Annotated in this window: 23 protein-coding genes; 22 read left to right on the forward strand and 1 reads right to left on the reverse strand. The window is 60.4% G+C overall.

Annotated features, from left to right (window positions below):
* Positions 1-22: 22 nt before the first annotated feature.
* On the reverse strand, positions 23-1,384 hold the full coding sequence (locus V6M61_RS04045) for an amidase (RefSeq protein WP_332775278.1): 1,362 nt from the start codon (positions 1,382-1,384) through the stop codon (positions 23-25).
* Between the two features lie 164 nt (positions 1,385-1,548).
* On the opposite strand from V6M61_RS04045, the gene rpsB reads away from it, so the two are divergent.
* From rpsB to otsB, 22 genes are all read left to right on the forward strand, one after another.
* Positions 1,549-2,298: a 30S ribosomal protein S2 gene (gene rpsB / locus V6M61_RS04050; RefSeq protein ID WP_332775279.1), complete on the forward strand. Its 750-nt coding sequence runs from the start codon at positions 1,549-1,551 to the stop codon at positions 2,296-2,298.
* Positions 2,299-2,427: 129 nt separating this feature from the next.
* Positions 2,428-3,342: a translation elongation factor Ts gene (gene tsf, locus V6M61_RS04055; protein WP_332775280.1), complete on the forward strand. Its 915-nt coding sequence runs from the start codon at positions 2,428-2,430 to the stop codon at positions 3,340-3,342.
* A gap of 65 nt (positions 3,343-3,407) precedes the next feature.
* A complete protein-coding gene (gene pyrH, locus V6M61_RS04060) occupies positions 3,408-4,118 on the forward strand; it encodes a UMP kinase (protein ID WP_332775281.1) in 711 nt (236 codons plus the stop codon).
* 61 nt (positions 4,119-4,179) lie between these two features.
* On the forward strand, positions 4,180-4,740 hold the full coding sequence (gene frr, locus V6M61_RS04065; RefSeq protein WP_332775282.1) for a ribosome recycling factor: 561 nt from the start codon (positions 4,180-4,182) through the stop codon (positions 4,738-4,740).
* Between the two features lie 314 nt (positions 4,741-5,054).
* The gene (gene uppS, locus V6M61_RS04070; protein WP_332775283.1) at positions 5,055-5,783 is read left to right on the forward strand and encodes a polyprenyl diphosphate synthase; all 729 of its coding nucleotides are present in this window, start codon (positions 5,055-5,057) and stop codon (positions 5,781-5,783) included.
* Positions 5,783-6,658 (forward strand): phosphatidate cytidylyltransferase, encoded by an 876-nt coding sequence (locus V6M61_RS04075; RefSeq protein WP_332775284.1) that lies wholly within the window; start codon positions 5,783-5,785, stop codon positions 6,656-6,658. The genes uppS and V6M61_RS04075 overlap by 1 nt, the downstream gene beginning before the upstream one ends.
* 12 nt (positions 6,659-6,670) lie before the next feature.
* Complete coding sequence (gene ispC, locus V6M61_RS04080; RefSeq protein ID WP_332775285.1) at positions 6,671-7,849, forward strand: 1-deoxy-D-xylulose-5-phosphate reductoisomerase; 1,179 nt, start codon at positions 6,671-6,673, stop codon at positions 7,847-7,849.
* A 1-nt stretch (position 7,850) separates the two neighbouring features.
* Positions 7,851-9,242 carry an RIP metalloprotease RseP gene (gene rseP / locus V6M61_RS04085; protein ID WP_332775286.1) on the forward strand — a complete coding sequence of 464 codons (1,392 nt, stop codon included), beginning with the start codon at positions 7,851-7,853 and terminating at the stop codon, positions 9,240-9,242.
* Between the two features lie 25 nt (positions 9,243-9,267).
* Positions 9,268-11,571 (forward strand): outer membrane protein assembly factor BamA, encoded by a 2,304-nt coding sequence (bamA, locus tag V6M61_RS04090; RefSeq protein WP_332775287.1) that lies wholly within the window; start codon positions 9,268-9,270, stop codon positions 11,569-11,571.
* Positions 11,571-12,077 (forward strand): OmpH family outer membrane protein, encoded by a 507-nt coding sequence (locus V6M61_RS04095; RefSeq protein ID WP_332775288.1) that lies wholly within the window; start codon positions 11,571-11,573, stop codon positions 12,075-12,077. Before bamA ends, V6M61_RS04095 begins: the two co-directional genes overlap by 1 nt.
* Positions 12,078-12,119: 42 nt before the next feature.
* The gene (gene lpxD / locus V6M61_RS04100; protein ID WP_332775289.1) at positions 12,120-13,175 is read left to right on the forward strand and encodes a UDP-3-O-(3-hydroxymyristoyl)glucosamine N-acyltransferase; all 1,056 of its coding nucleotides are present in this window, start codon (positions 12,120-12,122) and stop codon (positions 13,173-13,175) included.
* Positions 13,172-13,612: a 3-hydroxyacyl-ACP dehydratase FabZ gene (gene fabZ / locus V6M61_RS04105; RefSeq protein WP_332775290.1), complete on the forward strand. Its 441-nt coding sequence runs from the start codon at positions 13,172-13,174 to the stop codon at positions 13,610-13,612. Before lpxD ends, fabZ begins: the two co-directional genes overlap by 4 nt.
* A 20-nt stretch (positions 13,613-13,632) precedes the next feature.
* A complete protein-coding gene (lpxA, locus tag V6M61_RS04110; protein ID WP_442957726.1) occupies positions 13,633-14,427 on the forward strand; it encodes an acyl-ACP--UDP-N-acetylglucosamine O-acyltransferase in 795 nt (264 codons plus the stop codon).
* 19 nt (positions 14,428-14,446) lie between these two features.
* Positions 14,447-15,577 (forward strand): lipid-A-disaccharide synthase, encoded by a 1,131-nt coding sequence (gene lpxB, locus V6M61_RS04115; RefSeq protein WP_332775309.1) that lies wholly within the window; start codon positions 14,447-14,449, stop codon positions 15,575-15,577.
* On the forward strand, positions 15,549-16,166 hold the full coding sequence (gene rnhB / locus V6M61_RS04120) for a ribonuclease HII (RefSeq protein WP_332775291.1): 618 nt from the start codon (positions 15,549-15,551) through the stop codon (positions 16,164-16,166). The genes lpxB and rnhB overlap by 29 nt, the downstream gene beginning before the upstream one ends.
* A complete protein-coding gene (locus V6M61_RS04125) occupies positions 16,163-16,948 on the forward strand; it encodes a TrmH family RNA methyltransferase (protein ID WP_332775292.1) in 786 nt (261 codons plus the stop codon). The genes rnhB and V6M61_RS04125 overlap by 4 nt, the downstream gene beginning before the upstream one ends.
* A 273-nt stretch (positions 16,949-17,221) precedes the next feature.
* On the forward strand, positions 17,222-18,397 hold the full coding sequence (gene carA, locus V6M61_RS04130; protein WP_332775293.1) for a glutamine-hydrolyzing carbamoyl-phosphate synthase small subunit: 1,176 nt from the start codon (positions 17,222-17,224) through the stop codon (positions 18,395-18,397).
* Positions 18,397-21,642: a carbamoyl-phosphate synthase large subunit gene (carB, locus tag V6M61_RS04135; protein ID WP_332775294.1), complete on the forward strand. Its 3,246-nt coding sequence runs from the start codon at positions 18,397-18,399 to the stop codon at positions 21,640-21,642. Before carA ends, carB begins: the two co-directional genes overlap by 1 nt.
* A 279-nt stretch (positions 21,643-21,921) precedes the next feature.
* On the forward strand, positions 21,922-22,398 hold the full coding sequence (gene greA / locus V6M61_RS04140) for a transcription elongation factor GreA (RefSeq protein WP_332775295.1): 477 nt from the start codon (positions 21,922-21,924) through the stop codon (positions 22,396-22,398).
* A 136-nt stretch (positions 22,399-22,534) separates the two neighbouring features.
* Positions 22,535-22,951: a DUF4149 domain-containing protein gene (locus V6M61_RS04145; protein WP_332775296.1), complete on the forward strand. Its 417-nt coding sequence runs from the start codon at positions 22,535-22,537 to the stop codon at positions 22,949-22,951.
* Between the two features lie 446 nt (positions 22,952-23,397).
* Complete coding sequence (locus V6M61_RS04150; protein ID WP_332775297.1) at positions 23,398-25,650, forward strand: alpha,alpha-trehalose-phosphate synthase (UDP-forming); 2,253 nt, start codon at positions 23,398-23,400, stop codon at positions 25,648-25,650.
* On the forward strand, positions 25,647-26,408 hold the full coding sequence (gene otsB / locus V6M61_RS04155) for a trehalose-phosphatase (RefSeq protein ID WP_332775298.1): 762 nt from the start codon (positions 25,647-25,649) through the stop codon (positions 26,406-26,408). The genes V6M61_RS04150 and otsB overlap by 4 nt, the downstream gene beginning before the upstream one ends.
* Positions 26,409-26,438 lie beyond the last annotated feature (30 nt).

A 26,438-nucleotide genomic window follows, 5' to 3' on the forward strand; every position in this document is an offset into this window, starting at 1 on the left:
GTTGGTATTGCGCCAGCAGCTATTATTTTAATAGTGAATTTTTCAATGCAGCCTCAACCTGAAACGCCAGGTCCAGCAACCCGTCATCGTGCAGGGCGGCGTGCCATAGCATCAGGCCGACGGGCAATTGATCGGGCGCATGGCAGGGCAGCGAAATCGCGCAGCCATCGAGCATGTTGACCACCGAGGTGTTGCGCAGCAACAGCGCATTGACGCGGAAGAACTCCGCGTCATCCGTCGCCACGCTGGCAATCGGTGGCGCCACGATGGGCACGGTGGGCGAAACCACGGCATCAAAGCCTTGCAGCCGCTGCTCCATGCGGGCGATCCAGTGCCGCCGTGCCGCCAGCAAATCAATGTAGTCGGCCGCGCTCATGCTGGCGCCACGCAAGATGCGCTGGGCCACGCGAGGGTCGTACTCGGCCTCGCGCTGCGTGATCAGCGGGCGGTGCCAGGCATAGCTTTCTGCCGCTGAAAACCCGCCGGTGGCCTGCATGGCGGCCAGGTCCTGGAGCTCGTCCAGCGCAATGTCCTCGATCTGCGCGCCGGCGTCCCGCAGCCTTCTCAGGCTGCTTTCGAAGGCGCGGGCCACGGTGCTGCTGAGTCCGTCCTGCATCTGGGTGCGCGCCACGGCCAGGCGGCAGGCTGACAGCGGCTTGCGGGCCAGGTGCACGCTGCGCGCGGCCAGTACTTCATGGGCGGTTATTGCATCGCGTACCGAGCGGGTCAGGGCGCACACCGTGTCCAGCGTGGTGGACAGCGGTATGGCGCCTGCCGTGGGCACCAGCCTGGCCGTGTTCTTGAAGCCCACAAGGCCGCACAGTGCCGCCGGAATGCGGATCGAGCCGCCGGTGTCGGAGCCCAGGCCCAGCCAGGCGGCGCCGGTGGCCACTGACACCGCTGCGCCAGAAGAGGAGCCGCCGGGAATGCGTGCTGTCCCGGGGTCAGCCGGGTTGGCCGGCGTGCCGTAGTGCGGGTTGGTGCCCACGCCGGAAAAGGCAAACTCCACCATGTTGGTGCGGCCGGCCAGCACGGCGCCGGCGCTTCGCAGCCGGGCCACGGCGGGGCAGTCCGCCTGCGCGGCCGGTGCCCTGGACAGGACCCGGGAGCCGGCGGCGGTGGTTTGCCCGGCAACGTCAAACAGGTCCTTGATGGACACCGGCAAACCAGCCAAAACCCCTGAGTGGCCATTGATGCCGGATGGGGCTCCGTTTGGAGCGGTTTTGCCCGGTAAAGGCGGGTTTTCTGGCGAGTTCTGGATAAAAGCGTGGCGGCAGGCATCGCTTTGGCGGATGGCCGCCGCGCGTTCCAGCACCTCGCCAACGCTGGTCTGGCCGGTCTGCAAGGCCTGGCGAACAGCGTGGAAGTCGTCAAAGTTGCTCATGGGCGGGTTTTCAGGAGGATGGCGGGTGCTATAATCGACAGGCTTTGTGAATGACAGCCCTGTTGTTGGCAAGGCAAATCGCAAATCAGCCATTCAAGGTGTCGCCCGGAAATAGTTTCGGGAGATAAGCGCTGATTTTAGACACAACCTTTGGAGTTATTGATATGTCGACAAGCATGCGTGAAATGCTGGAAGCCGGTGTCCACTTTGGTCACCAGACGCGCTTCTGGAATCCCAAGATGGCCCCCTATATCTTCGGCCATCGCAACCGTATTCACATCATCAACCTGGAAAAATCGCTTCCGATGTTCCAGGATGCGATCAAGTTCGCCAAGCAGCTGTCCGCCAACCGCGGCACCATCCTGATGGTCGGCACCAAGCGCCAGGCCCGCGAAATTGTCGCGACCGAAGCCAAGCGCGCCGGCGTGCCCTATGTTGACCAGCGCTGGCTGGGCGGCATGCTGACCAACTTCAAGACGGTCAAGACCTCCATCAAGCGCCTCAAGGACATGAAGGCCCAGCAGGAAGCCGGTCTTGAGTCCATCAGCAAAAAAGAACAGCTGACCTTCAAACGCGAAATCGAAAAGCTTGAAAAAGACATCGGCGGCATTCAGGACATGGCTGCTTTGCCAGACGCCATTTTTGTGATCGACGTGGGCTTCCACAAGATCGCCGTGGCCGAAGCCAAAAAACTGGGCATCCCCCTGATTGGCGTGGTTGACTCCAACCACTCCCCCATCGGTATCGATTACGTCATTCCCGGCAACGACGACTCGTCCAAGGCCGTGGCCCTGTATGCCCGCGGAATTGCCGACGCAATTCTGGAAGGCCGCGCCAATGCCGTCAGTGACGTCGTCAAGGCGGTCTCGGCTGAGAGTTCAGACGAATTTGTGGAAGTGAAAAACGGCGCTTAAAGCTTGTCGGCCTTGCGCCAGACGCGGAAAAGGGGCTCGCGTAGCCCCTTTTTTACAACCCGAAGCAGCTTTCAGCTTCATTGCTGAATGCATTGAATCGAAGTCAACACGACAAACGGAGAATTGAAAATGGCAATTACTGCAAGCATGGTCGCCGAACTGCGCGCCAAAACCGATGCCCCCATGATGGAGTGCAAAAAAGCACTGACCGAAGCCGAGGGCAATTTCGAAAAAGCCGAAGAAATCCTGCGCGTCAAGCTGGGCAACAAGGCCGGCAAGGCCGCTTCGCGCATCACGGCTGAAGGCGTGGTGGCTGTGCACCGCGAAGGCGATGTGGGCGCGCTGGTTGAAATCAACTGCGAAACCGACTTCGTCACGAAAAACGACAGCTTCCTGGCTTTGTGCAAGGCTGTGGCCGAAGGCATTGTCAAAAACAACCCGGCTGATGTGGAGGCCATCGGCGCCATGCCTTACACGCTCGACGGCTTTGGCCCCACGATCGAAGATGTGCGCAAAGGCCTGATTGGAAAAATCGGCGAAAACATGAGCGTGCGCCGCTTCAAGCGCTTCACCGGCAGCAAGCTGGCGTCTTACCTGCATGGCACCCGTATTGGCGTGGTCGTGGAGTTCGAAGGTGACGAGGCCGCCGCCAAAGACGTGGCCATGCATGTGGCTGCCATGAAGCCCGTGTCGCTGTCCAGCGCCGACGTGCCGGCCGAGCTGGTTGCCAAAGAGCGTTCTGTCGCTGCGGCCAAGGCTGCCGAAGATGCGGCCAAGGCGCAAGCTGAAGGCAAGCCGGTGCAGTCCGCGGAAATTGTGGCCAAGCGCATTGAGGGCGGTGTTCAGAAGTACCTCAAGGAAGTCAGCCTGTTCAACCAGACCTTCGTCAAGAACGACAAGCAGACGGTGGAGCAGATGCTCAAAGCCACCGCCACCACGGTCAAGTCGTTCACCCTGTACGTGGTGGGCGAGGGCATTGAGAAAAAGGTCGACGACTTCGCTGCGGAAGTCGCTGCCCAGGTGGCTGCTGCCAAGGCAGCCTGATCGCTGCGCCTGCACTGCCGGAAGGCCGCTAAACTAAGACCAACCCAATCACAGAAAGCTTCCACATGCCAGCCTACAAGCGGATCTTGTTAAAACTGTCAGGTGAGGCCTTGATGGGGGATGATGCCTTTGGCATCAACCGTGCCACCATCGTGCGCATGGTTGAGGAGATCGCCGACGTCACCCGCATGGGTGTGGAGGTGGCCGTGGTGATTGGCGGCGGCAACATCTTTCGCGGTGTGGCCGGCGGCTCCGTCGGCATGGACCGCGCGACGGCCGACTACATGGGCATGCTGGCGACGGTGATGAATGCACTGGCGCTGGGCGACACCATGGACAAGGCGGGGCTGACCCCGCGTGTCATGTCGGCCATCGGTATCGAGCGCGTGGTGGAGCCCTATGTCCGGCCCAAGGCGCTGCAGTACCTGGAGGAAGGCAAAGTGGTGATCTTTGCGGCCGGCACGGGCAACCCGTTTTTCACGACGGATACCGCGGCGGCCCTGCGGGGTGCTGAAATCGGTGCTGAAATTGTTCTCAAGGCGACCAAGGTAGACGGTGTGTACACTGCTGATCCGAAAAAGGACCCGACGGCCACCCGCTACACCAACATCACCTTTGATGAGGCGATGAACAAAAATCTCGAAGTCATGGATGCCACCGCATTTGCGCTGTGCCGTGACCAGAAATTGCCCATCAAGATATTTGGCATTTTCAAACACGGCGCACTCAAGCGTGTGGTGCAGGGCGAAGACGAGGGGACCCTGGTTCACGTTTGAACCAGGCCATGATTCGCGCTTTCTTGCACTTTTTTGCACATAAAAACCCGGAGATTCGACCATGAGCATTGTTGAGATCAAGCAGCTTGCAGAACAAAAAATGCAGCAGTCCGTGGATTCGTTCAAAAACAGCCTGACGAAAATCCGCACCGGCCGCGCCAATCCCGGGTTGCTCGACACCGTGCAGGTTGACTACTATGGCTCCATGGTGCCCATCAGCCAGGTGGCCAATGTGTCCCTGCTGGATGCGCGCACCATCAGCGTCTCGCCCTGGGAGAAGGGCATGGGCGCCAAAATCGAAAAAGCCATTCGCGATTCCGACCTCGGGCTCAACCCCGCGGCGCAGGGTGATCTGATCCGCGTCCCCATGCCGGCGATGACCGAAGAGCGCCGCAAGGAACTCACCAAGGTGGTCCGGGCCGAAGGCGAGCACGCCAAGGTGGCCATTCGCAACCTGCGCCGGGACGCCAATGACGGCGTCAAGAAGCTGGTCAAGGAGAAGCTGGCTTCTGAAGATGACGAGCGTCGCTCGCAGGACGACATCCAGAAATTCACCGACCGGTTCATTGCTGAAGTTGACAAGCTGGTCGCTGGCAAGGAACAGGACATCATGGCGGTGTAAGAAGTGCCCCCACGCTTGCCACTTCGTGAGCCTTCGGCGTTGCGCTGCCCCTTTCACCACGAAGAGGGGCTGTGCTTGCTTGGGGCGGCCCGGCGCGGCGCACTGCGGCCCTCACGTTTGCCACTTCGTGTGCCTTCGGCGATGCGCTGCCCCTTTCACCACGAAGAGGGGCTGTGCTTGCTTGGGGCGGCTCTGCGCTGCGCACGGGCCTCTCCGCTTGCCGCTTCGCGTACTGGGCTGCGGACGTCAGCCCCTCGGGGGCTAATTTTCCTTGGGGCGGCCCGGCGGCGCTCAAAACATCTTTGACCTACACCATGAGCCAGGCCCCTCACCATATCGCCATCGTGATGGACGGCAATGGCCGCTGGGCGAGCAAGCGGTTTTTACCGCGTGTGGCCGGTCACAAGCAAGGCGTTGCGTCCCTGAGTCGCTGCGTCAAGGCCTGTCTTGAGCGCGGCATTGCGGTGCTGACCGTGTTTGCCTTTTCCTCCGAAAACTGGAACCGCCCTGCCGAAGAGGTCTCCGGCCTGATGGAGTTGCTGGCCCTTTCCCTGTCCAAGGAAGTGCCCAGCCTCAAAGCCAACGGGGTGCGCCTGCATTTTGTGGGCGACCGGCAGCGGCTGTCGGAGAAGGTGCAGGCCGGGCTGGCGCAGGCCGAGCTGGCCACGGCGGACAACCAGCGCCTGGTCCTCAACGTCTGTTTCAACTACGGGGGGCGTTGGGATATTGCCCAAGCCGCACAGAAACTGGCGGCAAGTGGGCAGCCCATCACGGAGCTGTCGCTGGACCGGGCCATGGCGCTGGCCCATGTGCCCGATCCCGATCTGCTGATCCGCACGGGTGGCGAGCTGCGCATCAGCAACTTCTTGCTGTGGCAGGCGGCTTACTCGGAGCTTCATTTTTCCGACAAGCTCTGGCCGGAGTTTGACGAGGCGGCGCTGGATGAGGCCATTGCCGTCTATCGCACCCGTGAGCGCCGCTTTGGCCAAACCACTGCGCAAGTTGCCGGTGACGGCAAATCTCAAAACGTGAAGGCCGCCTGATGCTCAAGCAACGCGTTTTGACGGCCATCGTGCTGCTGGCCATTTTGTTGCCGGCCCTTTTTTACAACACGCCGATTCCTTTTACTGCGGTCGCACTGATCCTGATCGCGGCGGGCGCATGGGAGTGGGGGCGTTTGAACGCTTATGGACAAGCCGCCTCGCTGCTGCTCGCAGGTGTCTGTGTTGCCCTGTGTGCACTGTCCTGGTATGGCGGACTGCTTGAAAAGCCGCTGCCCATGCTGTGGGCGGTCGCCGGGGCGGCCTGGGTTCTGGCGGGCGCCTGGCTGTTGCGCGCAGGCGTGAAGGGCTGGCCCGGCATTCCCAAAGCGGTTCGCCTGACAGGTGGCGTGCTGGCGCTCTGGCTGGCCTGGCTGGCCGTTGCCCAGGCCCGGGTGATGGGCATCAACTTCCTGTTGTCGGTGCTGCTGCTCGTCTGGGTGGCCGATATTTTTGCCTACTTTGCGGGCAAGGCTTTGGGTGGGCGTTTCAGCAAAGGGAAGCTGGCCCCTTCCATCAGTCCCGGCAAGAGCTGGGAAGGCGTCTGGGGCGGCATGGTGGGTGTGCTGGCGCTGTCGATAAGCTGGGTCGCCTGGGATGCTGCTTCTGCCGGTACCGTCAGCGCCGGGACTGGCATTCTGAATGGGCAGAGTCTTTACGCCCGTTTGCTGGCGCAGCATGGCATGCTGGTGATGCTGATTGCGGTGCTCTTTCTGGCGGCGATGAGCGTGGTGGGTGATCTGGTGGAGTCGCTGATCAAACGCAGCGTCGGGGTGAAGGATTCAAGCGGCCTGCTGCCCGGTCATGGCGGCGTTCTTGACCGCGTGGATGCCTTGCTGCCTGTCCTGCCGCTGGCGCTGATGTTGGCAACGGTTTAGTTTTTATCTTTTATGAAACAGCGCGTCACTGTCCTCGGTTCAACCGGCTCCATCGGCGTCAATACGCTGGATGTGATGGCCCGCCATCCCGATCGTTTCGAGGTGTTTGCGCTCAGCGCCGCCACGCAGGTCGATACCCTGCTGGCGCAATGCGTCAGGTTCCAGCCACGTTATGCGGTCATGGTGAGCGAATCGCATGCCCGCCTTCTGGCGGAAAAAATCAAGGCAAATCAATTGGCCGTCGAGGTGCTGTGGGCACCGGATGCTCTTGAAATGATAGCGTCTCACGAGCAGGTCGATACCGTGATGGCCGCCATTGTGGGCGCGGCGGGTCTGGCCCCCTGCATGGCTGCAGCCAGAACGGGCAAGCGGCTTTTGCTGGCCAACAAGGAGGCACTGGTCGTCGGGGGCGATGTCTTCATGCAGGCCGTGCAGCAGGGCGGCGCGCAATTGCTGCCGATTGACAGCGAGCACTCCGCCGTTTTCCAGTCCTTGCCTGAAGACCCGGCCACGTGGGCGCAACGTGTCGAGAAGATCATCCTGACAGCGTCGGGCGGACCGTTTCGCACCCGGGACCTGGCCAGCTTGCGGCAGGTCACGCCGGACGAAGCCTGCGCCCATCCGAACTGGGTCATGGGCCGGAAAATTTCGGTCGATTCGGCCACCATGATGAACAAGGCGCTGGAGGTCATCGAGGCGAAATACCTGTTTGGCCTGGCACCGGGCCAGATTGAGGTGGTCATCCATCCCCAGAGCATCATTCACTCCATGGTGCAGTACCGTGATGCCTCGGTGGTGGCGCAACTGGGCACGCCCGACATGCGCGTTCCCATTGCCTACGGTCTGGCCTGGCCTGACCGAATCGCCTCCGGGGCCAAGGCGCTGGATTTCAGGGCGCTGGCGACCATGACCTTTGAAGTCCCTGATTACCAGCGCTTTCCCGGCTTGGCGCTGGCCTGGGAGGTGCTGGGCGCCCCCATGGGCACGACTGCCGTGCTCAATGCAGCCAACGAGGTGGCGGTGGCGGCCTTTCTTGAAAAACGGATACGGTTTGATCAGATTCATGATGTAAACCGTGCAACTTTGGACACGGTTACGGCCTCAGAAGTAGGTGGTATTGGTGATTTGCTCGCGCTGGATGCCCAGGCAAGGGATGCAGCCGGCCGAATCACCCGACATCTGGATGCCTGACATGTTGACACTGCTTGCTTTCGTCGTTGCCCTGGGGCTGTTGATCGCCGTTCACGAATACGGCCACTACCGGGTGGCCGTGGCCTGTGGCATCAAGGTGCTCAAGTTTTCCATCGGATTCGGAAAACCCGTCTATAGCTGGCGGCTTAAAAACCGTCCGACTGAATTCGTCATCGGCATGCTGCCACTGGGCGGCTACGTCAAGATGCTGGACGAGAGGGAAGCGCCGGTGGAGCCGTCAGAGCGTCATCTGGCGTTTAACAACCAGTCCCTGAAATCACGTGCAGCGGTGGTGGCGGCAGGGCCGGCGGCCAATCTGCTGCTGGCCATCGTCCTGTATGCGATCGTCAACTGGAGCGGTTTGGAGGAGCCCAAGGCCATTTTGGCCAGCCCGGTTCCAGGCTCGGTGGCCGAACAGGCCGGGCTGCGCGGGCAGGAACTGGTGCAGCAGGCTGGCTTTGACGGCGAAGACCTGCAGCCTGTTCGCTCGTTTGAAGATTTGCGCTGGAAACTGACCCAGGGAGCGCTGGATGGCCGTGACCTTCATCTGGTGGTGAGTAAAGCAGACGCCAGGACCGGTGCAACGGATGGCGCTACGCGAACCGTGCTGCTTGAGCTTGGCAAGCTGGACGCTGTAGAGGCCGATGCGCAGCTGTTTCGCAAGGTCGGTATTCTCGGGCCGTGGACCCAGCCCGTGATGGGCAACATTGTGGCCGGAAGCCCGGCGGAAAAAGCGGGCTTGCGCAGCGGAGACATCGTGCAACGGGTTGGCCGGCTCGATATCGTGGACGGGCAGCAGTTGCGTGAAGTGATTCGCAGCTCTGCCGGTTCGTCAAGTGCTTCGCTGGCAGCAACAGCCCAGACCTGGCAAGTGCTGCGGGCCGGACAGTCCCTGACCCTGCAGGTCACGCCAGAGCTCAGGCAGGAGGGCGCTTTGTCTGTGGGCAAGATAGGCGCTTATGTGGGCGCGCCTCCCCAACTCGTCACGGTGCGTTACGGCCCGCTCGATGGCTTGTGGCAGGGCGCGGTGCGCACCTGGGAGGTTTCCCTGCTGACGCTCAAGATGATGGGGAAAATGGCGCTGGGGCAGGCTTCGCTCAAAAACCTCAGCGGCCCCCTGACGATTGCAGAGTACGCGGGGAAATCAGCCAGCATGGGCTGGACGACCTATCTGCTGTTTCTGGCCCTGATCAGTGTCAGTCTCGGGGTGCTCAATTTACTGCCTTTGCCGGTCTTGGACGGGGGGCACCTGATGTATTATCTTTGGGAGGCAGTCACGGGCCGGAGCGTGTCTGAGGCCTGGATGGACAAACTGCAGCGCGGTGGTGTTGCAATCTTGCTGGCCATGATGGCTATTGCCCTGTTTAACGATATCAGCCGGCTTTTGGGCTAACACCTTACCCCCCCCCCTACATTTCATGCAAAAACAATTGAATCGATTCAAGGTCCGTACCCTATCTGTGATAACTGCCAGTTTTTTGATAGCCAATACGGCCTGGGCGGTGGAGCCTTTCACGGTGCGCGATATCCGGGTTGAAGGTTTACAGCGCGTCGAGCCCGGAACCATTTTTGCCTCTCTGCCTTTTCGGGTCGGTGAAACTTATAACGATGACAAGGGCTCAAGCGCCATCCGGGCATTGTTTGGCTTGGGGCTGTTCAAGGATGTGCGCCTTGAAGTCAGCGGCGATGTGCTGGTTGTGATTGTTGAAGAGCGCCCGACGGTTGCCGACGTGGATTTTGTCGGTACCAAGGAGTTTGAAAAGGATGTGCTGAAAAAAGCGCTGCGCGACATAGGACTGACGGAAGGACGGCCGTTTGACAAGGCGCTGGCCGACAAGGCCGAGCAGGAGCTCAAGCGCCAGTACATCAACCGCAGCCTCTATGGCGCGGAGGTCGTGACCACGGCAACGCCGATTGAGCGCAATCGCGTGAACCTGACCTTCAGTGTGGTGGAAGGCGATGTCGCCAAAATCAAGGAGATACGGGTAGTCGGCAACAAGGCATTCAGCGAATCGACCTTGCGTGACCAGTTTGATCTGGACACCGGTGGCTGGATGAGCTGGTACACCAAGTCTGACCGTTATTCGCGCGCCAAGCTGAACGCGGATATTGAAACCCTGCGTTCGTACTATCTGTCCCGCGGTTACCTGGAGTTCAAGGTCGATTCGACGCAGGTTGCCATTTCTCCGGACAAGCAGGATATTACGGTCACCATCAATGTCACGGAAGGTGAGCGTTTTGTCGTCTCCGGTGTCAAGCTGGAAGGCAACTATCTTGATCGGGAAGAGGAGTTCAAATCGCTCGTCACCATCAAGCCGGGAGAGGCCTACAACGCCGACAAGGTTGCCGAAACCACCAAGGCTTTTACGGATTATTTTGGGACTTTCGGATTCGCCTTTGCCAGGGTCAATGTCCGGCCGGAGATTGACCGGGTCAATAACCGGGTGGCTTTTGTCCTGCAGGCGGACCCTTCCCGTCGGGCTTATGTCCGGCGCATCAACCTGGCCGGCAACAATCGCACGCGCGATGAGGTGATTCGCCGTGAGTTCAGGCAGTTTGAGTCTTCCTGGTATGACGGAGACAAAATCCGTTTATCCCGTGATCGGGTAGACCGCTTGGGCTTCTTTACCGAGGTGGATGTTGACACCCAGGAGGTCGCCGGGGCCAATGATCAGGTCGACCTGAATGTCAACGTGGTTGAAAAACCCACCGGCAACCTGCAGTTGGGCGCTGGTTTTTCCAGCGGCGACAAGTTTTCCCTGATGGCCGGTATCAAACAGGAAAACGTTTTTGGCTCGGGCCATTATCTCGGTGTCGACGTCAATACCAGCAAATCAAATCGCCAGGTGGTCTTGAGCACGGTGGACCCTTATTTCACGGCGGACGGTATTTCCCGCACGATCGATGTGTACGAGCGGACCAACAAACCCCAGACCGGCCAGGGCGGCGACTACAGCCTGAAAACCAGAGGCGCCAGCATCCGTTTTGGCGTGCCATTTACCGAGATGGATACCGTTTACTTCGGCACCGGTGTGGAGTCCCTGAAGATTGTGCCGGGCACCAACTTGCCGGCAAGCTACCTGTCCTACGCCAACCAGTTTGGCTATAAAAGCACGTCAGTGCCATTGACGTTGGGCTGGACCCGGGATAACCGGGACAGCGCACTGGTGCCTACCACCGGGCTTTACCAGCGTGTCTACGGTGACTGGGGTGTCGGCGGCGATGCCAAATTCGTGCGTGCCAATTATCAAATCCAATATTACATTCCACTCAGCAAGCAATACACAATCGCCCTGAATGGCGAGTTCGGCTGGGGCAAGGGCATGGGCGGACGGCCGTTTCCCCTGTTCAAGAACTCATACTCAGGGGGCTTGGGCTCTGTGCGCGGTTTCGAGCAGGGTTCGCTAGGTCCCAAGGATGGCACTGATGCCATCGGGGGGCCTAAAAAGCTGACCTTGAATGCGGAATTCATTGTCCCATTTCCAGGCGTGGGCAATGACAAGACCCTGCGGATGTTTGGCTTTTTTGATGCAGGCAATGTGTTTGCGGAAAAATCGCCCTACCGCTTCAGTGGCCCGGATGGCCTGCGCGCCTCGGCCGGGGTGGGCTTTAGCTGGGTTTCACCGATGGGTCCGTTGCGGCTTGCTTTTGCAAAACCTGTGCGAAAATTCCCGGGCGATAAAACGCAGATACTGCAATTCCAAATCGGTACATCTTTCTAATGAAGAAACTCTCACGTCAATTCTTATTGGGCTCCCTGGTGGCCCTGGCAGGTTTTGCCGCCACCGCGCAGGAGTTCAAGGTGGGTGTCGTCAATCTGGACAGGATTTTCCGCGAGGCCAATACCGCCAAGGCTGCCCAGACCAAGCTGGAGCAGGAATTCAGCAAGCGCGAAAAAGAAATCACCGATCTGGCCAACCAGCTGAAAACGCTGTCTGACAAGTTTGAGCGTGAAGCGCCTACCTTGTCTGAAGGCCAGCGCAATGCGCGCCAAAAGCAGTTGCTGGATCAGGATCGTGAATTTCAGCGCAAGCGCCGTGAGTTCCAGGAGGACCTGAACGCACGCAAGAACGAGGAATTGCAGCTGGTCATTGAGCGTGCCAATAAAGTGGTCAAGGCACTTGCCGAATCCGAAAAATACGACCTGATTCTGCAAGAGTCGGTGTATGTGAACCCCAGGCATGACATCACGGACAAAGTCATCAAATCGCTGAACGCTTCCAAGTAACCGGCGTACGTAACCAACAACACATCCAAGGGTAGGCACAGTGTGACGCTCAGGCTCGCAGCCATCGTTGAATCACTGGCTGGCGAGTTTGAGGCCCGGCTTGTGGGTGACCCTGATATCCTGATTGAGCGCCTGTCGCCGATCGAGTCGGCACGCCCCCAGGACCTGGCCTTCCTGAGCCATGCCAAATACCTGAACAAACTGGCACAGTCCGCTGCGGCTTGCGTGATCGTGGCGCCTGCTGTTCAAGAGGTCGCCATCAAGCGGGGCGCCTGCATCGTGGTGGATGACCCCTATTACTATTTTGCCCGCGTGACGCAGCTCTGGAAGCAGCACCATGCCCCGGTGGCCGTGCCGCAGGTTCATCCTGCGGCCCTGATTGACCCGACCGCCCAAGTGGCCAAGGATGCGTCCATTGCCGCATTTGCCTGCATTGGCGCCGGGGCCGTCATTGGTTCCGGGGCCCGGGTTGCCGAGCATTGTGTGATTGGCCCCAACGCGGCTGTCGGTGCGAACAGCCGCCTGTCAGCCCGGGTGACGGTGGCGGAAGGCTGCACCGTCGGCGAGCGCTGCATCATCCACCCAGGGGCGGTGATTGGTGCTGACGGGTTTGGCTTTGCTTCGCATGAAGACCGGTGGGAAAAGATTGAGCAATTGGGCGCTGTTCGTATTGGCAATGACGTGGAAATTGGCGCCAATACCTGCATTGACCGGGGGGCGCTGCAAGACACCGTCGTCGAAGATGGCGTCAAGCTCGACAACCTGATCCAGATTGGGCATAACGTTCGCATTGGCAAGCACACGGCCATGGCGGGTTGTGTTGGTGTAGCCGGCAGCACCAACATCGGCGCCCATTGCACGGTCGGTGGCGGGGCGGTGATTCTGGGGCACTTGAGCCTGGCTGATCATGTGCACATTTCGGCTGCTTCGGTGGTGACGAGGTCGATTTGGAAGCCGGGGCATTACACCGGGCTGTTTCCCATCGACGACAATGGCACGTGGGAGAAAAATGCAGCCACGCTCAAACAGCTTTACGGCCTGCGTGAAAGGCTCAAGCAGGCCGAAAAAATTCTCGGAAAAATTCAAGAAAAATCATGATGGACATTCACCAGATTCTCAAACAGTTGCCGCACCGCTACCCCTTTTTGCTGGTAGACCGCGTGCTGGCGGTTGACAAGGGCAAAAGCATCCGGGCCCTGAAAAACGTCACGATCAACGAGCCGTTTTTCACCGGGCATTTCCCGCACCGTCCTGTGATGCCAGGGGTGCTGATGCTCGAAGCCATGGCCCAGGCGGCGGCTTTGCTGGCCTTTGACACGCTGGGCGTGACGCCTGACGATAAAACGGTTTACTACTTCGCCGGCATTGATGGCGCGCGCTTCAAACGACCCGTCGAGCCCGGCGACCAGCTCATCATGGACGTGACGCTGGACCGGATGAAGGCCGGTATTTTCAAATTCAAGGGCGTGACGCGGGTAGGTGCGGACGTGGCGTGCGAGGCCGAGCTGATGTGCACCATGCGCACCATCGCTTGAGCATGACGCAAGAGTCTTCCGTGACTGGCATTCACGCCACCGCCATTGTTGATCCCGCCGCCCAGCTCGACAGCTCGGTGAGCGTGGGGCCTTACACCGTCATCGGCCCGCATGTGAAGGTGGGCGCGGGCACGACGATTGGTGCGCATTGCGTGATCGAAGGCCACACCACAATTGGCCGCGACAACCGAATTTTCCAGTTCAACTCGCTGGGCGCCATTCCGCAGGACAAGAAATATGCAGGCGAGCCCTGCGAGCTGGTGATTGGTGAGCGCAATACCATTCGCGAGTTCTGCACCTTCAACATCGGCTCGCCCGGCGACGCCGGCGTGACGCGCGTGGGCGATGACAACTGGATCATGGCCTATGTGCACCTGGCGCATGACTGCCAGGTGGGCAACCACACGATCTTTGCCAACAACACGCAGCTGGCCGGCCATGTGCATGTGGGTGACTGGGTGATCCTGGGCGGGTTTACCGTGGTGCACCAGTTTGTCCGGCTGGGGGCGCACAGCATGACAGCGATGTGCTCGCTGCTGTTTGCCGATCTGCCGCCCTTCGTGATGTGCCAGGGCCAGCCGGCGCAAGCGCGGTCCATGAATTTTGAAGGCTTGCGCCGCCGTGGTTTTTCGGCCGACCGCATCTCGGCCGTCAAGGCCATGCACAAGGCCCTGTACCGTGACGATCTGACGCTGGAGCAGGCGTGTGCTCGCATTGCCGGCCTCGGCGACAAGACACCCGAGGCTGCGCCTGACGTGCGGATGATGCTGTCCTTCCTCGAGCAGGTGTCGCCGCAGCGCGGCATTGTCCGCTGACGCCATGACCAGAGTCAGCATGGTCGCTGGCGAGGCTTCCGGCGATCTGCTGGCGGGTTTGCTGCTGGAGGGGCTGAAATCGCGCTGGCCCGGGCTGCAGGCCGGCGGCATCGGCGGCCCCCAGATGGCGCGCCACGGCTTTCAGGCCTGGTGGCCGCATGACAAGCTGGCCGTGCGCGGTTATGTCGAAGTCCTGCGCCATTACCGTGAAATCGTCGCGATCCGCGAACAGCTCAAAGCCCGGTTGCTGCAGCAGCGGCCTGATGTGTTCATCGGCGTCGATGCACCGGATTTCAACCTCGACCTCGAAGCCGCCCTCAAAGCCCAGGGCATCAAGACCGTGCACTTCGTCTGTCCCTCGATCTGGGCCTGGCGCGCCGAGCGGGTGGAGAAAATCCGGCGCAGCGTGGACCACGTGCTGTGCATTTTTCCGTTTGAGCCGGCCTTGCTGGCGCAGCACGGCATTGCCGCGACCTACGTGGGGCATCCGCTGGCCAATGTCATCCCCATGCACCCCGACAAGGCCGCCGCCAGAAAGCAGCTGGGCCTGCACGAGCAGGACGAGGTGGTCGCCATTCTCCCCGGCAGCCGGGCATCCGAAATCCAGTACCTGGCTCAACGGTTTTTTGAGGCCGCAGCCCTTGTAAAGCTTGCGCGACCAGCTATCAAATTTGTAGTGCCCGCCATGCCCGCCTTGAAGCTGCGGATTGAGCAGGCAGCCCGGGCTGCGGGTGTGCTGGCTGATCTGCAGATCGTCGAGGGCCAGTCCCATGCCGTGCTGGCGGCCTGTGATGCGACGCTGATCGCCAGCGGCACCGCCACCCTGGAAGCGGCGCTGTTCAAGCGCCCCATGGTGATTGCCTACAACATGAACTGGCTGTCGTGGCAGATCATGCGCCGCAAGAAGCTGCAGCCCTGGGTGGGTTTGCCCAACATTCTTTGCAACGGGTCTGTCGTGCCCGAGTTGCTGCAGGATGACGCAAGGCCAAAGGCCCTGGCGGATGCCGTGCTTCAATGGCTGGATGCCAAAACGTCCGCACCTGAGAAAATAGCGGCCGTTGAACAACGATTTACAGCGCTGCACGCCGAGTTGCAGCGCGATACCTCCCGATTAGCCAGTGATGCGATCCAGAAAATTCTTGAGGGCTGAACAAGTCGCCCTGTCATGGGACACGCCCGGCCTGATGGCCGGCGTGGACGAAGCCGGCCGCGGCCCGCTGGCCGGGCCGGTGGTTGCGGCCGCCGTCATCCTGGACGACCTGAATCCCATCAAGGGACTGGCGGACTCCAAAAAGCTCACAGCACTCAAGCGAGAAAAGCTTTACGACGAAATTCGCGCCAAAGCGCTGTGCTGCTCGATTGCCGAAGCCAGCGTGGAAGAAATTGACCGCCTCAACATCCTGCAGGCCACCATGCTGGCCATGAAACGGGCGGTTGAAGGCCTGCGCCTGAAACCTGCCAAAGTGCTGGTGGACGGCAACCGCATTCCTGCGCTGGACGTCCTGGCCGAAGCGATTGTCAAGGGCGATGCGCTGGTGCCGGCGATTTCTGCCGCGTCGATTCTGGCCAAGGTGCACCGCGACCGCTGGTGCGAGCAATTTCACCTCGAATACCCGCAATACGGTTTTGCCGGGCACAAAGGCTATGGAACGGCCGCCCACCTGGCGGCCCTGCAGGCGCATGGCGCCTGCCCGCAGCATCGCAAGAGCTTTGGCCCCGTGGCCGGGGTGTTGCGGTGAGTGCCGGGTTTCCCGTGCCGGTCACGCACATTTCTTCGCGTGACAATGCGCTGGTCAAGGACTTGCGCAAGCTCTCGCAGGACAACACGGCGTACCGCAAGCAGCAGCGGGTCTGGCTGGAAGGCGATCACTTGTGCCGCGCAGCCCTGGCGCGGGGCCTGAAGCCGGTTCTGGCCGTATTTTCCGAGTCATTTTGGCCTCAAGCCCCCGTAAATTGTGTGCAGGCCGCTATCAAAAACATAGTGATTTCCGATGCGCTCCTGCATGACATCAGTGGATTGGAGTCCCCGGCGCACATGGGCTTTGTGATCGATTTGCCGCCTGCCGGCGACCTGCTGCCAGCCGCAGCCTCCGTCATTCTGGATCGCGTGCAGGATGCCGGCAACGTGGGCTCCATCCTGCGCAGTGCGGCGGCCTTTGGCTTTGGCCAGATCATCGCGCTCAAGGGCACGGCGGCGCTCTGGTCGCCCAAGGTGCTGCGCGCCGGCATGGGCGCCCACTTTGCCCTGCGGCTGGTGGAGGGCGTTGAGCCGGATGCGCTGGCGGCGCTGAGCGTGCCCATCATCGTGACCAGCTCCCACCACGGCAGCCTCCTGCACCAGCAAAAACTGCCCATGCCCAGCGCCTGGGCCATGGGGCATGAAGGGCAGGGCGTGAGCGATGACCTGATGGCCAGAGCCAGCCTGAAAGTACGCATAGACCAGCCCGGTGGCGAGGAATCGCTGAATGTGGCCGCTGCTGCCGCCATTTGCCTGTATGCGAGCGCAATCGCTCAACGTTGAGTCAAACACCCGTCGTGCATCGCGGATCACAAGTAGCGAAAAGGGCGGAGCAATTTTCCGACGGGCCGCCCCTAGGAAAATTAGCCCCCTCGGGGGGCAGCGCAGTACGCGAAGCGACAAGCGTGGGGGCACGCTATAATCAAGGGCTTTTCAAAAACAGCTTCGCCCGAGCACACATCAAGCCAAAACCCTCACAAAAGCAGCAATCCGAAGTCTTTTAGAAGACTTTTTTTGTGCACGCTTGGGCGAACCGTAACCAACCCGGAGAACCCAGTGCTTTTGTCTCTACAGGGAAATACCCCTCACGCCATCCTGGCGCTCGCAGACGGCACGGTCTTTATTGGCGATTCGATCGGAGCCGCAGGCTCTACGATTGGCGAGGTGGTGTTCAACACCGCCATGACCGGCTATCAGGAAATCCTGACAGACCCCAGCTACTGCCAGCAGATCGTGACGCTCACGTACCCGCACATCGGCAACTACGGCGTCAATGCCGAAGACGTCGAAGCCGATAAAGTCCATGCCGCCGGCCTCATCATCAAGGACCTGCCGCTGCTGGCTTCCAATTTCCGCTCAGCCGTGAGCTTGTCCGATTACCTGGTCAAGGCCAATACGGTCGCGATTGCCGGCATCGACACGCGTCAGCTGACCCGTCACCTGCGGACCCAGGGCGCGCAAAACGGCTGCATTCTGGCGCTGGCTGCAGGCGTTGCCGTGACGCAGGCCGCGATCGACGAGGCGCTGGCAGCCGCGCGTTCCGCCCCCAGCATGACCGGTCTGGATCTGGCCAAGGTGGTGAGCGCCCAATCGCCGTATGCGTGGAGCGAGACCGAGTGGAAGCTCGGCTCCGGTTACGGCGCGCAGAGCGCCCCCAAATTTCACGTTGTCGCCTACGACTTCGGCGTCAAGAAAAACATCCTGCGCATGATTGCCGAGCGCGGCTGCCGCATCACAGTGGTGCCGGCGCAGACACCGGCCGCAGATGTCCTCAAGCTCAAGCCGGATGGCGTCTTTCTGGCCAACGGCCCGGGCGATCCGGAGCCCTGCGATTACGCTATTCGCGCGACGCGTGAACTGATTGAGACCGGCGTCCCCACGTTCGGCATCTGCCTGGGCCACCAGATCATGGCGCTGGCCAGCGGGGCCAAGACCTTCAAGATGAAGTTCGGTCACCACGGTGCCAACCATCCGGTCAAAGACCTCGACAACGGCCGCGTCAGCATCACCAGCCAGAACCACGGTTTTGCGGTGGACGAGAAGACCCTGCCCGCCAATCTGCGCGCGACGCACATCAGCCTGTTCGACGGCACGCTGCAGGGCCTGGCCCGCACCGACAAGCCGGCGTTCTGCTTCCAGGGGCATCCGGAAGCCTCGCCGGGCCCGCACGACATTTCGTATTTGTTTGACCGTTTCACCGCCCTCATGGAACAGCACGGAGGGAAAAAATAATGCCCAAGCGCACAGATATAAAAAGCGTTCTCATCATCGGCGCCGGCCCCATCATCATCGGCCAGGCCTGCGAGTTCGACTACTCCGGCGTGCAGGCCTGCAAGGCGCTGCGCGAGGAGGGCTACAAGGTCATCCTGATCAACAGCAACCCCGCGACGATCATGACCGACCCGGCCACGGCCGACGTGACCTACATCGAGCCCATCACCTGGCAGACGGTCGAGAAGATCATCGCCAAGGAAAGGCCCGATGCGATTTTGCCCACCATGGGCGGCCAGACTGCGCTGAACTGCGCGCTGGACCTCTGGCACCACGGCGTGCTCGACAAGTACAAGGTCGAGCTGATTGGCGCCACGCCCGAGGCCATCGACAAGGCCGAGGACCGCCTCAAGTTCAAGGACGCGATGACCAAGATCGGCCTGGGCTCGGCGCGTTCGGGCATCGCCCATTCGCTGGAAGAAGCTTGGGGCGTGCAAAAGACCGTGGGCTTTCCGGTCGTGATCCGCCCCAGCTTCACGCTGGGCGGCACGGGCGGCGGCATTGCCTACAACCCCGAAGAGTTTGAAACCATCTGCAAGCGCGGCCTCGAGGCTTCGCCGACCAGCGAGCTGCTGATTGAAGAATCCCTGCTCGGCTGGAAAGAGTACGAGATGGAAGTGGTGCGCGACAAGGCCGACAACTGCATCATCATCTGCTCGATCGAGAACCTGGACCCGATGGGTGTGCACACCGGGGACTCCATCACCGTGGCGCCGGCCCAGACGCTGACCGACAAGGAGTACCAGATCCTGCGCAACGCCAGTCTGGCCGTGTTGCGCGAGATCGGTGTGGACACCGGCGGCTCCAACGTCCAGTTCTCGATCAACCCGAAAGACGGCCGCATGGTGGTGATCGAGATGAACCCGCGGGTGTCGCGCTCATCCGCGCTGGCGTCCAAGGCCACGGGTTTCCCTATCGCCAAGGTTGCCGCCAAACTGGCGGTGGGCTACACGCTCGACGAGCTGCGCAACGAGATTACCGGTGGCGCCACGCCGGCGAGCTTCGAGCCCAGCATCGATTACGTGGTCACCAAGATTCCGCGTTTCGCCTTCGAGAAATTCCCGCAGGCCGATTCACGCCTGACTACGCAGATGAAGTCGGTCGGTGAAGTGATGGCCATGGGCCGCACCTTCCAGGAATCGTTCCAGAAAGCCCTGCGTGGCCTGGAGGTCGGCGTGGATGGCATGAACGAAAAAACCCAGGACCGTGAAGTGCTCGAGAAGGAGCTGGGCGAGCCCGGCCCCGAGCGCATCTGGTACGTGGGCGATGCGTTTGCGCAAGGCATGAGCGTCGACGAAGTATTTGCGCTGACCAAGATCGACCCGTGGTTCCTGGTGCAGATCGAGCAGATCGTCAAAATCGAGCTGGAGCTTGAAACCACATCGCTGGACGCCATCGATGCGGCGACGCTGCGCAAGCTCAAGCAAAAAGGCTTTTCCGACCGCCGCCTGGCACGCCAGCTCAAGACGACGGATACCGCCATTCGCGAGAAGCGCCGTGCACTGGGTGTGCGCCCGGTTTACAAGCGCGTCGATACCTGCGCGGCCGAGTTCTCAACCAACACGGCCTACATGTACTCGACCTACGAAGCCGAGGGCAGCGAATGCGAAGCCGCACCCACGACCAACAAAAAGATCATGGTGCTGGGCGGTGGCCCGAACCGCATCGGCCAGGGCATCGAGTTCGACTACTGCTGCGTGCATGCCGCACTGGCCCTGCGCGAAGACGGCTACGAGACCATCATGGTCAACTGCAACCCCGAGACCGTGTCGACCGACTACGACACCAGCGACCGCCTGTACTTCGAGCCGTTGACGCTGGAAGACGTGCTGGAGATCGTGGACAAGGAAAAGCCGCTGGGCGTGATCGTGCAGTACGGCGGCCAGACACCGCTCAAGCTCGCGCTCGACCTCGAAGCCAACGGCGTGCCCATCATCGGCACCTCGCCCGACATGATCGACGCGGCCGAAGACCGTGAGCGCTTCCAGAAACTGCTGCACGAACTCAAGCTGCGCCAGCCGCCCAATGCCACCGCCCGCACCGAGCCCGAAGCGCTCGAAAAAGCGGCTGCCCTGGGCTATCCGCTGGTCGTGCGCCCCAGCTATGTGCTGGGCGGCCGCGCCATGGAAATCGTGCACGAGCAGCGCGACCTGGAGCGCTACATGCGCGAAGCCGTCAAGGTCAGCCATGACTCGCCCGTGCTGCTGGACCGCTTTTTGAACGATGCGATTGAATGCGACGTGGATTGCCTGCGCGATGCAGGCGAAGGGGGCTCAGAAGGCCGCACCTTCATCGGCGGCGTGATGGAGCACATCGAGCAAGCCGGCGTGCACAGTGGCGACTCTGCCTGCTCGCTGCCGCCTTACAGCCTGAGTGCTGAAACCATTGCGGAGATCAAACGCCAGACCGCCGCCATGGCCAAGGCGCTCAACGTGGTCGGCCTGATGAATGTGCAGTTCGCCATACAGCATGTGGACGGCAAGGACGTGATTTACGTGCTGGAAGTCAACCCGCGCGCATCGCGCACGGTGCCCTTTGTCAGCAAGGCCACGGGCATCCAGCTGGCCAAGGTGGCGGCGCGCTGCATGGTCGGCCAGTCGCTGGCCTCGCAAGGCATCAAGGATGAAGTCACGCCGCCTTATTTCAGCGTGAAAGAAGCGGTGTTTCCCTTCGTCAAATTCCCCGGTGTGGACACCATCCTCGGCCCTGAGATGAAGTCCACCGGCGAAGTGATGGGGGTGGGCAAAACCTTTGGCGAGGCTTTTGTGAAGTCGCAACTGGGTGCAGGCACCAAGCTGCCCACTTCCGGCAAGGCGTTCCTGACCGTCAAGAACAACGACAAGCCGCGCGCCGTGGACGTGGCGCGCGAACTCGCAGCCATGGGCTTCGAGATCGTGGCGACCAAAGGCACTTCGGCCGCCATCAGTGCAGCCGGGATCGCTTGCGTCACCGTGAACAAGGTCACGGAAGGTCGCCCCCATGTGGTGGACATGATCAAGAACAACGAGATTGCGCTGGTCATCAACACCGTGGAAGAGCGCCGCAATGCAATTGCCGACTCGCGCGCCATTCGCACCTCGGCCCTGCTGGCACGCGTGACGACCTTCACCACCATCGCCGGCGCCGAAGCGGCGGTGGAGGGCATGAAACATCTGGACAGCCTGGATGTTTATTCAGTTCAGGAGTTGCATGCCCAGCTGGGCTAGGAGCCTGTCGGGCTTGGGGCGTCGAAAGCGAAAATCGGCCCCAGCGAGGACAGTTTTTGCCGGCTTTGCAGGCCCATAGCCCCGCTATGGGTCAAAACGGCGGTGAAAAATGGACCGCTGCGGCCGATTTGCAGCCGACGCTTCCCAAGCCCGACAGGCTCCTAGGGCGTGCCAACCCGGTTGGCAGGCCGCCCAATTGCATTAAACTTATTCCCGTTAAAAAACACACGCCGCCGCCAGGTGAACTGGTGGCGGCTTCGCTTTTGCAGGAGCAAAACCATGGCAACCATACCCATTACCAAGCGCGGCGCAGAAATGCTCAAGGCCGAGTTGCACCAGCTCAAGACAGTGGACCGTCCCTGGGTCATCAACTCGATTTCCGAAGCCCGTGCGCAGGGCGACTTGAGCGAAAACGCCGAGTACGACGCCGCCAAAGACCGCCAGGGCTTTATTGAAGGCCGGATTCAGGAGATTGAAGGCAAGCTGTCGGCCGCCCAGATCATCGACCCGGCGGCGCTCGATGCCGGTGGCCGGGTGGTGTTCGGCTCGACCGTGCAGCTCGAAGACGAAACCACCGGCGACAGCGTGAAATACCAGATCGTCGGCGAAGACGAGGCTGACCTCAGGCTGGGCCGGATCAACATCAGCTCGCCAATTGCCCGTGCCCTGATCGGCAAGGAAGAGGGCGACACCGCTGAAGTGCAGGCGCCCGGCGGTGTCAAGCGTTACGAGGTCGTGACTGTCAGCTACGTCTAGACATGCCCCCACGGTCGTTCACTTCGTGTAACTTCCTGCCCCCCGAGGGGGCCGTCGCTTGCTCGGGGCGGCCCTTCGCTGCGCGTGGTTCCTCTATGCGTGCCACCTTCCCGTTCGTCCTGGCCTGTTTGTGCCAATGAAGCCCCGCCTCAGCATTCTGCTGGCGGCCCTCTGGTGGGGCAGCCTCACCGGGCTGGGCTTTGTGGTGGTGCCCATGCTGTTCATGCATCTGGGCAGTCCGGCGGCCGCCGGTGCCATGGCGGCCAAGCTTTTCACGGCGCAGACCTGGCTTTCTACCGCCTGCGCCATGCTGCTCCTGCTGGTATTCAATAAAAAAGACGATCCAGCCCTTGCGCCGTATGCGCGGGCAGCTATTGTTTTTGTAGTGGCTGGCTTGCTGCTGGCGCTGCTGGTGGAGTTTGGCGTGGCGCCCCGGATCGTCAGCGCGCGTGCCGATGGCGGCCACCTCAGGCTCTGGCACGGGCTGGGCAGCGCCATGTACCTGGGGCAATGGCTGTGTGCCGGTTTTACGCTCTGGCGTTTGACCCGGTAGACAGATACGCTCATGCCCGCGGCGCGGAGCACCTTGGGTTTGACGCAAGATCAGGTCCTTCATTATCGGGCGGAATGAAAGAGGCTCGTCAGGCCGTGTTCGTTATCGCACTTACTCAGCAGTCCGCAACGAAGGCGACGCCACCCATGCTGTCATTCTGAGCAACGCGAAGAATCTTGCCAGCAGACCGAGATCCTTCGCTGCGCTCAGGATGACAAAGTATGTCGTACTACTTTCGGACTACTGAGTAAGATTGACCATGCTTGCTACTTCTTGTGAAAGTTTTCGAATGCAATCGATAAGTATTTGTCACTCCATAAACAGACTTTTAATTGCTAGTAATGATCGGGAAAATAGCGGCGCGGCTTCAATGATGAATCGATCGGGGCAGTCGGCCTGCTGTTGGCGACACTGCTTTTCCTTCTGTAAATGGAGATAAGCAATCCATGATGCGCTCTATGAGATTATCGCTACGCTTCCTGATCCCCTTGATACTCGCGCTGTCGGCACTGGCTTATCTGGTGGTGCCTCTGGTCGACAATCTGACGCTGCGCTGGTTCGTGCGCGATCTGGATATCCGCTCGGAGTTACTGGGACGGACCTTTTCCGAGCCACTTTCCGAAATGATTCAACAGAATGCGCGCGCCAAGATCAACGGACTGTTCGCGCAGGCAATTCAGGACGAACGCCTTTTTGCGCTGGCATTTTGTGATGCTTTCGGCCAGATGCGTTACAAAACAAGCACGCTGCCGGCGTCGCTGCATTGCAAACTTCCCGTCGATAGCGATGGGGAAATGCGGTCCTTGGTCCATACGCCGGACGGGCCACTGCATCTCGCCAAACGCGTGATGGAATTCAGCGGGCAGCGGCTCGGGGAGCTGATTCTGGTGCACGACATGAGTTTTGTTGACCGGCGCAGTGCAGACACGCGCAAATACGTGATCGCGCTCTTCGGTTTACTTGCCGGCGTGATCTCGCTGATCACGGTGTTCGTCGCGCATCTGAGCTGGCGCGGCTGGATCGCGGGAGTGCGCGCGATGTTGCGCGGTGACGGTATCGTACGCCCGTTTACTCAATACGGATCTGACGTGCAACCGCTGGTCGGCGATTTCCATGCCTTGCTTCGCGCACTCGGCGATGAGCAACGGCTGCGCGACGGCAGCACGCTCGACTGGACGCCCGACACCTTGCGTCAACTGCTGCATGAGAACCTGTCGGGCGACGAAATATTGGTGGTGTCCAATAGAGAACCCTACATGCATGCCGATACGCCACGTGGGGTCGAGGTGCAGCGTCCGGCCAGCGGGCTGATTACGGCGGTGGAACCGGTGATGCGCGCCTGCTCGGGAACCTGGATCGCACACGGCAGCGGTTCGGCTGACCGCCGCACGGTGAATCGAATGGATCACGTGGCCGTGCCGCCCAATGATCCGACCTATACGCTGCGCCGCATCTGGCTTACGAAGGAAGAGGAAAAGGGATATTACGAAGGTTTCGCCAACGAAGGTTTATGGCCGCTGTGCCTGATTGCCCATGTGCGACCGATTTTCCGCAGCAGTGACTGGGAACAGTATTTGAAAGTCAATCAGCGCTTTGCCGACGCTGTGGTGGAAGAAGCGCGCACCGACAACCCGGTCGTCCTGGTGCAGGATTATCATTTCGCGCTGCTGCCTAAACTGATCAAGGAACGCTTGCCGAAAGCGACCATTATCACGTTCTGGCATATCCCCTGGCCGAATCCCGAATCCTTCGGCATCTGTCCCTGGCGCGATCAAATTCTGGAAGGCCTGCTCGGCAGCACCATTCTCGGTTTTCAGACGCGTTATCACTGCAATAATTTTCTCGAAACGGTGGACCGCTTTCTGGAGACGCGCATTGAACGCGAGCATTCCACCGTCTCTTATGGCGGGCAAATTACCCGGGTCGAGCATTATCCGATTTCTATCCATTGGCCGGCTGACGAGTCGCATCAATGGCTGCCAGTCGAACAATGCCGCGACAAAATACGGAGCACCTTGGGGATGACGAACGATCATTTCTTGCTGCTCGGCGTGGATCGCCTGGATTACACCAAGGGGATTGTCGAGCGATTCCAGGCAATCGAATTGCTGCTTGAGCGGCGGCCTGAGTTGATCGGAAAGATTACGCTGGTGCAGATCGCGGCGCCAACGCGATCCGCGCTTGATGCGTATCAGGCTTTTGAAGCCAAGGTTCGGACAGCCGCACTGCGTATCAATGAACGCTTTGCAAGCGGCGCCTACCAGCCGATTTGCCTGAAGCTGGAGCATCACGATGCGCAATCGCTGATCGAATATTATCGGGCCAGCGACGCTTGTCTGATCACCAGTCTGCACGACGGCATGAATCTGGTGGCCAAGGAATTCGTCGCTGCACGCGACGATGAACGTGGCGTATTGATTCTGAGCCAGTTCACCGGCGCAGCACGGGAATTGCACGAAGCGCTGATCGTCAATCCCTACCACATTGAGCAGATCGCCGAGGCAATTCATTGTGCGTTGCGGATGCCTGCGGTCGAACAGCGGGAACGGATGCGCAGCATGCGTGCGCTGGTCCGAGATTTCAATATTTACCGGTGGGCTGGACGGATGCTGCTGGACGCATCAAGGCAGCGGCAACACGAGCGCATCGCCAGCCGGATTAATTCCGACACCAGATTTTCCTTGCGGAAGGTTGCATGAAGTATTTGCTTTCTGCGGCAGGAAAAGAAGCGCTAACGGCCATGATCGGCAGAGGCTGTCTGTTCGCGTTCGACTTCGACGGCACGCTCTCGCCAACTGTGGTTTTGCCGGAACGTGCGCGCATGCCGACCAGTATTGGCCAGGGATTTCAAGCACTGTGCGACACGGCCCCGGTCGCCATCATCACCGGCCGCAGCGTCGACGACATCACGCTGCGTCTGCCCGCATCCCCCAAGTACCTTGTCGGCAACCACGGCGCCGAGGGAATCCCCGGCCACGACGGAAATTTTCTCGGATATCGCGCAATTTGCGAGGGCTGGATGCACCAGATCATGCATGTTCTGCAGTTGGAACGGATTGATCCGGGGCTCATGATTGAGCACAAGGTTTATTCGATTTGCATGCATTATCGCCTTGCGCATGATCGAACCCGGACCGCGCGCGAAGTCGAGGCAGCAGTGCAGCAACTCGATCCGGCGCCGCTCATCATTGGCGGTAAGTGCGGCATCAACCTGCTGCCGCCAAGTGCGCCGAACAAGCGGCTGGCGCTGGAGCGCTTATTGGCGCTGGAGGGGCAGCGCGCCGCATTCTATGTCGGTGACGATGAAACCGATGAAATCGTTTTTCGCCATGCGCCGTCAAACTGGGTTACGGCCAGGATAGGACGCGTAAAAGACAGTGGAGCACAATTTTTTTTGCATCACCAGTGCGAAATGGCCGAATGTCTGCAACTGCTCACCAAGATGACAAGAAAATGAAGCAGCCTCAACCAGACTTACTACCGTCGT

It is taken from the genome of Polaromonas sp. (assembly GCF_036676035.1).
Classification (GTDB): domain Bacteria; phylum Pseudomonadota; class Gammaproteobacteria; order Burkholderiales; family Burkholderiaceae_C; genus Polaromonas.